This is a genomic window from Mesorhizobium sp. P3_A9, assembly GCF_056402975.1.
In genome coordinates, this window is the sequence record NZ_JBFUGJ010000416.1 from 1 (window position 1) to 4,683 (window position 4,683).

At 61.9% G+C, this 4,683-nt stretch carries 6 protein-coding genes and 1 pseudogene; 5 read left to right on the plus strand and 2 right to left on the minus strand.

Annotated elements, in window-relative coordinates; all coding sequences use genetic code 11:
* A partial coding sequence (locus AC1DX0_RS31390) for an alpha/beta fold hydrolase (protein ID WP_477358313.1) occupies window positions 1-594 on the plus strand: 594 nt, incomplete at its 5' end.
* Window positions 595-689: 95 nt separating this feature from the next.
* Window positions 690-1,298 carry a hypothetical protein gene (locus tag AC1DX0_RS31395; protein WP_477219847.1) on the plus strand — a complete coding sequence of 203 codons (609 nt, stop codon included), beginning with the start codon at window positions 690-692 and terminating at the stop codon, window positions 1,296-1,298.
* Here AC1DX0_RS31395 and AC1DX0_RS31400 read toward each other — a convergent pair.
* A complete protein-coding gene (locus AC1DX0_RS31400) occupies window positions 1,282-2,211 on the minus strand; it encodes a metallophosphoesterase family protein (protein ID WP_477219848.1) in 930 nt (309 codons plus the stop codon). The two genes, AC1DX0_RS31395 and AC1DX0_RS31400, sit on opposite strands and share 17 nt — an antisense overlap.
* A gap of 71 nt (window positions 2,212-2,282) precedes the next feature.
* Here AC1DX0_RS31400 and AC1DX0_RS31405 point away from each other — a divergent pair, with 71 nt between their 5' ends.
* Window positions 2,283-2,780: an NUDIX domain-containing protein gene (locus tag AC1DX0_RS31405; RefSeq protein WP_477219849.1), complete on the plus strand. Its 498-nt coding sequence runs from the start codon at window positions 2,283-2,285 to the stop codon at window positions 2,778-2,780.
* 66 nt (window positions 2,781-2,846) lie between these two features.
* On the plus strand, window positions 2,847-3,326 hold the full coding sequence (locus AC1DX0_RS31410; protein WP_477219850.1) for an ABZJ_00895 family protein: 480 nt from the start codon (window positions 2,847-2,849) through the stop codon (window positions 3,324-3,326).
* Window positions 3,327-3,339: 13 nt separating this feature from the next.
* Here AC1DX0_RS31410 and AC1DX0_RS31415 read toward each other — a convergent pair whose 3' ends face one another.
* Complete coding sequence (locus AC1DX0_RS31415; RefSeq protein ID WP_477358315.1) at window positions 3,340-4,323, minus strand: glutathione S-transferase family protein; 984 nt, start codon at window positions 4,321-4,323, stop codon at window positions 3,340-3,342.
* A 274-nt stretch (window positions 4,324-4,597) separates the two neighbouring features.
* Here AC1DX0_RS31415 and AC1DX0_RS31420 point away from each other — a divergent pair.
* Window positions 4,598-4,683, plus strand: a pseudogene (locus AC1DX0_RS31420) (GNAT family N-acetyltransferase); the annotation flags it as partial.

The window sequence follows — 4,683 nt, forward strand, 5'->3', positions numbered from 1 at the left end:
GTTCTCGCCGATCTGTCGGCGCGAAAACTGAAGCGCATTCATCTTGTCGGCCATTCAATGGGCGGCGCCGTGGCGATGTTGATGGCGTTGGCCGAGCCCGACAAAGTGGCCTCGCTGACGCTTCTGGCTCCGGGAGGGCTTGGCCCCGAGATCAATGGCCCGCTGCTGCGCCGCTACGCCAGCGCACGGGATTCCTCCGAGATTCGCGACTGCCTTATCGCCATGTCCAGCCCCCACAGCCAGCCCTCGGAACGTATCGTCGATGTGCTTTGCGAGATGCGTGGGCGGCCCGGCCAGGTGCAGAAACTCGCTGAAATCGCGGCCGCCATGACCGCTGATGATCGGCAAGGCGTTGTCCCACGTGACCGTCTCGACGGGCTTAACATGCCTGTCATGGTGGTGTGGGGTGCCGACGATGTGGTGCTGCCCTCCACCCAGGCGGATGACCTGCCGGCGCATTTTCATGTGCATCATGTGCTGGAGGCCGGCCACATGCTGGCCGAGGAAGCGCCCGATCTCGTTGCCGACATCGTTCGCCGCAACATGAACCGCCGTGCCAGGCCGCATCGTCCGAATTTGGCAGCGACTGGCTAACCTTTTCGCGTGTCCCGGACACGTCTATCTCGCCAGTGCATTTTGCCGGCGGCTGTGTTAACCCCGTGTTAACCAAACCCGCGAGGCAGACGCCGATGAAGGACGCAGGCGAAAAGATCGATCCGTCAAGAAAACTGTCCGATGCCATCCGTGATGTGAAGAACGCCTTCGCCGATCGCGACGATGTCGTCGTCGACATGCGCGAGGCGCATCGCATGCGCCTCGATCTGCTGGCCGCCGAACTTGCACCCGTCTTTGCCGATGTTCCCGCCGACATGGACAATTTCGACTTCGTCGTTTCCTCGGGGCTGCAGCCGCGCCTGTGGATCGATGCCGTCAGCCATGTCGCGATGGGGCGCGATCGCCGCACCTACCGCTTCCTCAAGGACACCCGCATCGGCCGTGTGGTGCTGGCCGAATCGACCGACATGAAGCCGGTTGCCGATTCCGTGACGCGCTATGTCGCCGAGCGCGTCGTCGAGCGGCAGAGGATGATGGAAGGCGGGGTCGAGGCCGCCGGCATGAAACGCGCCGCGGTGGCGGAAGCCGAGCCGCCGCTGCGGTCGCCGCAACGCAGCAAGGGCTGGTCGGCCTTCCTGTCAGGCCTTGGCCTGGTCGCCGCCGGCGCGCTGGTCGGCCTGGCGGTGTCGGTCGCCCTGTTCTGGGACCGCATCGTGGCGATGGGGCTCAGCCTGCGGCCGTAGCGGCGGCGGCCGGCACGCCAATCTCCAGCGTCTGCAGATCGGCAGGCGGCATCGCCGGCCCGGTCAGGCCGCGCCGCGTCAGGCGGATGCGCCAATTGCCCTTTTCGCCGTCGATGTCGAACAGATTGTACTGTGCCGCCGGATGCTTGCCGCCCGGCGCCTGGCCGGCGGCGGCGACGCCGACCACCGGAATCCGGACCGCCCTGGTACCGATGAAGAACAGCGACGGCAGATGCGAATGGCCGTGCAGGACAAGCTCGGCGCCATGGCGGCGGATGATCTTGTGAAAGCGTGAAATCCCGAACAGCCGCTTGTGCTGCGAGACCGCGCCGCGCACCGGCGGATGATGGATCATGATCGCGCGAAACAGGCCTTGCCCGCCGGTGTCGCGAAGGATCTTGCCGAGCCGCTCCGCCTGCCCTTCCATGAAGAAACCATTGGCCATGAAAGGTGCCGTGGCGCGCGCCGTCGAGACGCCGATCAGCGCGACATTGCCGCGCACGCGCAGATAGGGGAACGCGTTGCGGTCGACCGGCGTGTTGACGCCGTCGCCACTCATCCACGCCGCCCATGACCGGCAGACCTTGTCAAAGGCCCCGGGCACATAGGCGTCGTGGTTTCCCGGAACCACGGAAACGTCGTGCGGCGATCCCAGCGTCTCCAGCCAGTGTTTGGCCATCTCGATCTCGCCGTCGAGCGCCAGATTGACCAGGTCGCCGGTGACCGCGAGGTGGTCGGGATTCTGCGCCTTGATGTCGGCGGTGATGGCGTCGATGACGGCATCATGCATGTGGCGGCGGCGGTTGCGCTGCCAGTTGACGTAGCCGAGCACGCGCTTGGAGGCGAGATCGCGATAGGATACATCGGGGAGCGGCCCCAGATGGACATCGGAAATATGCGCGAGCCTGAACATGTTTCTTTCATAGGCGACGCGCGTCCTCCTTGCTACAAAAGCTTGGCTTTCCACCCACGGTTTCGCTAGCGATGACGAACGATCCTGAAACCGCTTTCCGCCAGACCGGATGGGCGGGGCTTCGGGCCAGGCTGTTTCACCTCTATTTCTTGCTGCGGCGGCCAATGACGCTCGGCGTGCGCGGCCTCGTCCATGACACCGCGACGAATTCCGTTTTCCTCATCCGCCACACCTATGTGCCTGGCTGGCAGCTTCCAGGCGGCGGCGTCGAGGTCGGCGAAACGCTGGCCGAAGCACTGGCGCGCGAACTGGCAGAGGAAGGCAACATCGCGCTGAACGCGCCGACGCTGCTGAARTCGATGCATTTCAACCGCCGCTCCAGCCGCCGCGACCATGTCGGCTTCTATCTCATCGAGCACTTCAGCCAGACGGCGCCGAAGCAGCCGGACCACGAGATCGCCGAGGCCGGCTTCTTCCCGCTCGATCGCTTGCCAAAGGATACGACGCCAGCAACGCTGCGGCGCATCGCCGAGGTTTTTGGGGACGAACCCGCGTCGCCCTATTGGTAAGCTTGCCTTAGCTGTTTAAAAATTTTTGAGGTGTATTGATCAAGAAAATACACGGGGGGCGGTTCCATGGATGTCGAACAAGTAGAATCAGTAAGCGTTTGGCCCTATGTCGGCTTTTATAGTCTGATGATGGTCGGCTTGACCGCCGTTTTTATCGGCATAGCGATGCTGTTTCCGTCGCTACCGGACAGCTTCAGCCATGCAAGCGGCTTCGCCATTACGTTCGGGTCGACCTCTTTCGCCTCTTATAAATTCATCAAGCGGAACCTTCGGCTTTTCAATCGAGAAGAATATTGGAAGATAACGCTTTTTTCGTCTCTAGCCTCGTGCCTGCTTTCATTCGTTTTCTTAGGCCTTGCTGTTGCGGGCGGAGCCATGCCGGGAAGCGATACAATGCCTGCTCTCGTCTGGGTTTTCATCCTGTTGCTTGCCGGGCTTGTGGTTTTCGCTATCAACGCCTGGGGCTATTCCAGCCGCATGGGCAAGAATTTCCTGAAAGCGGAGCTTGCCAGACAGGCGCGCATCAACACCGAGACCTTCAGGTAAGGTCTCGGCGATTTCAGATTCCGAACCGCCCTCGATCATGCGGCGCGCCATAGTCGAGTTCCGGTCCCACCGGCACGATCCGTGTCGGATTGATCGTTTCGTGGCTGGCGTAATAATGCGCCTTGATATGATGCAGGTTCACGGTCCCGGCGACACCAGGCACCTGGTAGAGGTCGCGCAGATAGTTCGACAGGTTCGGATAGTCGGCGATGCGGCGCAGATTGCATTTGAAATGGCCGACATAGACCGGATCGAAGCGCACCAGCGTGGTGAACAGTCGCCAGTCGGCCTCGGTGATCTGGTCGCCGACGAGATAGCGCTGTTTTGACAGCCGCGCCTCCAGCGTATCCAGCGCCGCGAACAATTCGCCGAACGCCTCTTCATAGGCGCGCTGCGTGGTGGCGAAGCCGGCGCGGTAGACGCCGTTGTTGACCGCGGGATAGACCAGCGCGTTAACGCGGTCGATCTCGCTACGCAAATGCTCGGGATAGAAGTCGAGGCTTGCATCGCCCCATGCGTCGAAGGCTGAATTGAGCATCCGGATAATTTCGGAAGACTCATTGGAGACGATGGTCTGCTCTTTTTTGTCCCACAGCACCGGCACCGTCACCCGGCCGGAATAGGCGGGATCGGCCTTGGCATAGATCTGGTGCAGGAAATCGAGGCCGTAGAGCGTATCGCCCGTGGCGCCGTCATCAGCCAGGAATGTCCAGCCATTSGCKCCCATGAARTGATGCACGACCGAGACGGARATGAYGCCYTCGAGCTTYTTCARSGCGCGAAAGATCAGCGTCCGGTGCGCCCACGGRCARGCGAGCGAGACATARAGGTGATAGCGCCCGGGCTCGGCCYTGAAGCCGCGCGTCCGGCCTTCGGCCGGCGCCCCGTCAACGGTGACCCAGTCGCGCCATTGCGACTGCGTCCTCATGAACCTGCCGCCATTGTCCGCCGTATCGTACCAGCGATCCTGCCACCTGCCTTCGACAAGCAATCCCATGCAAATCTCCTTGCGTCCTTTCGTGCAATGTAGGCGCAAGGCTGCCCTGTCGAAGACGTCAGGCGTTGAACAGACCGTCACTTGACGGAGACGGCGGACATATCAGGCCGATTGCAGCGGTCGAAAATTGATGCTAGCGGACACTCCGCATGTTCGACTTTGCTTTGATCCGGTTTGACCGACGACGAAAGGGCGCCCGCGCTTGATGAAGCGCTGACTGGCGAATGCTGCCGTTTGCAGCAAACCTTTCCTCCTTTACCGGATCGCAAAGACCATGAGCCTTGCCGACGTGAAATACCTGCCGGAAACCCCGGCGCACGACCTCCAGATCGAAGCCATCAATGACGAAGCCTTCGGGCC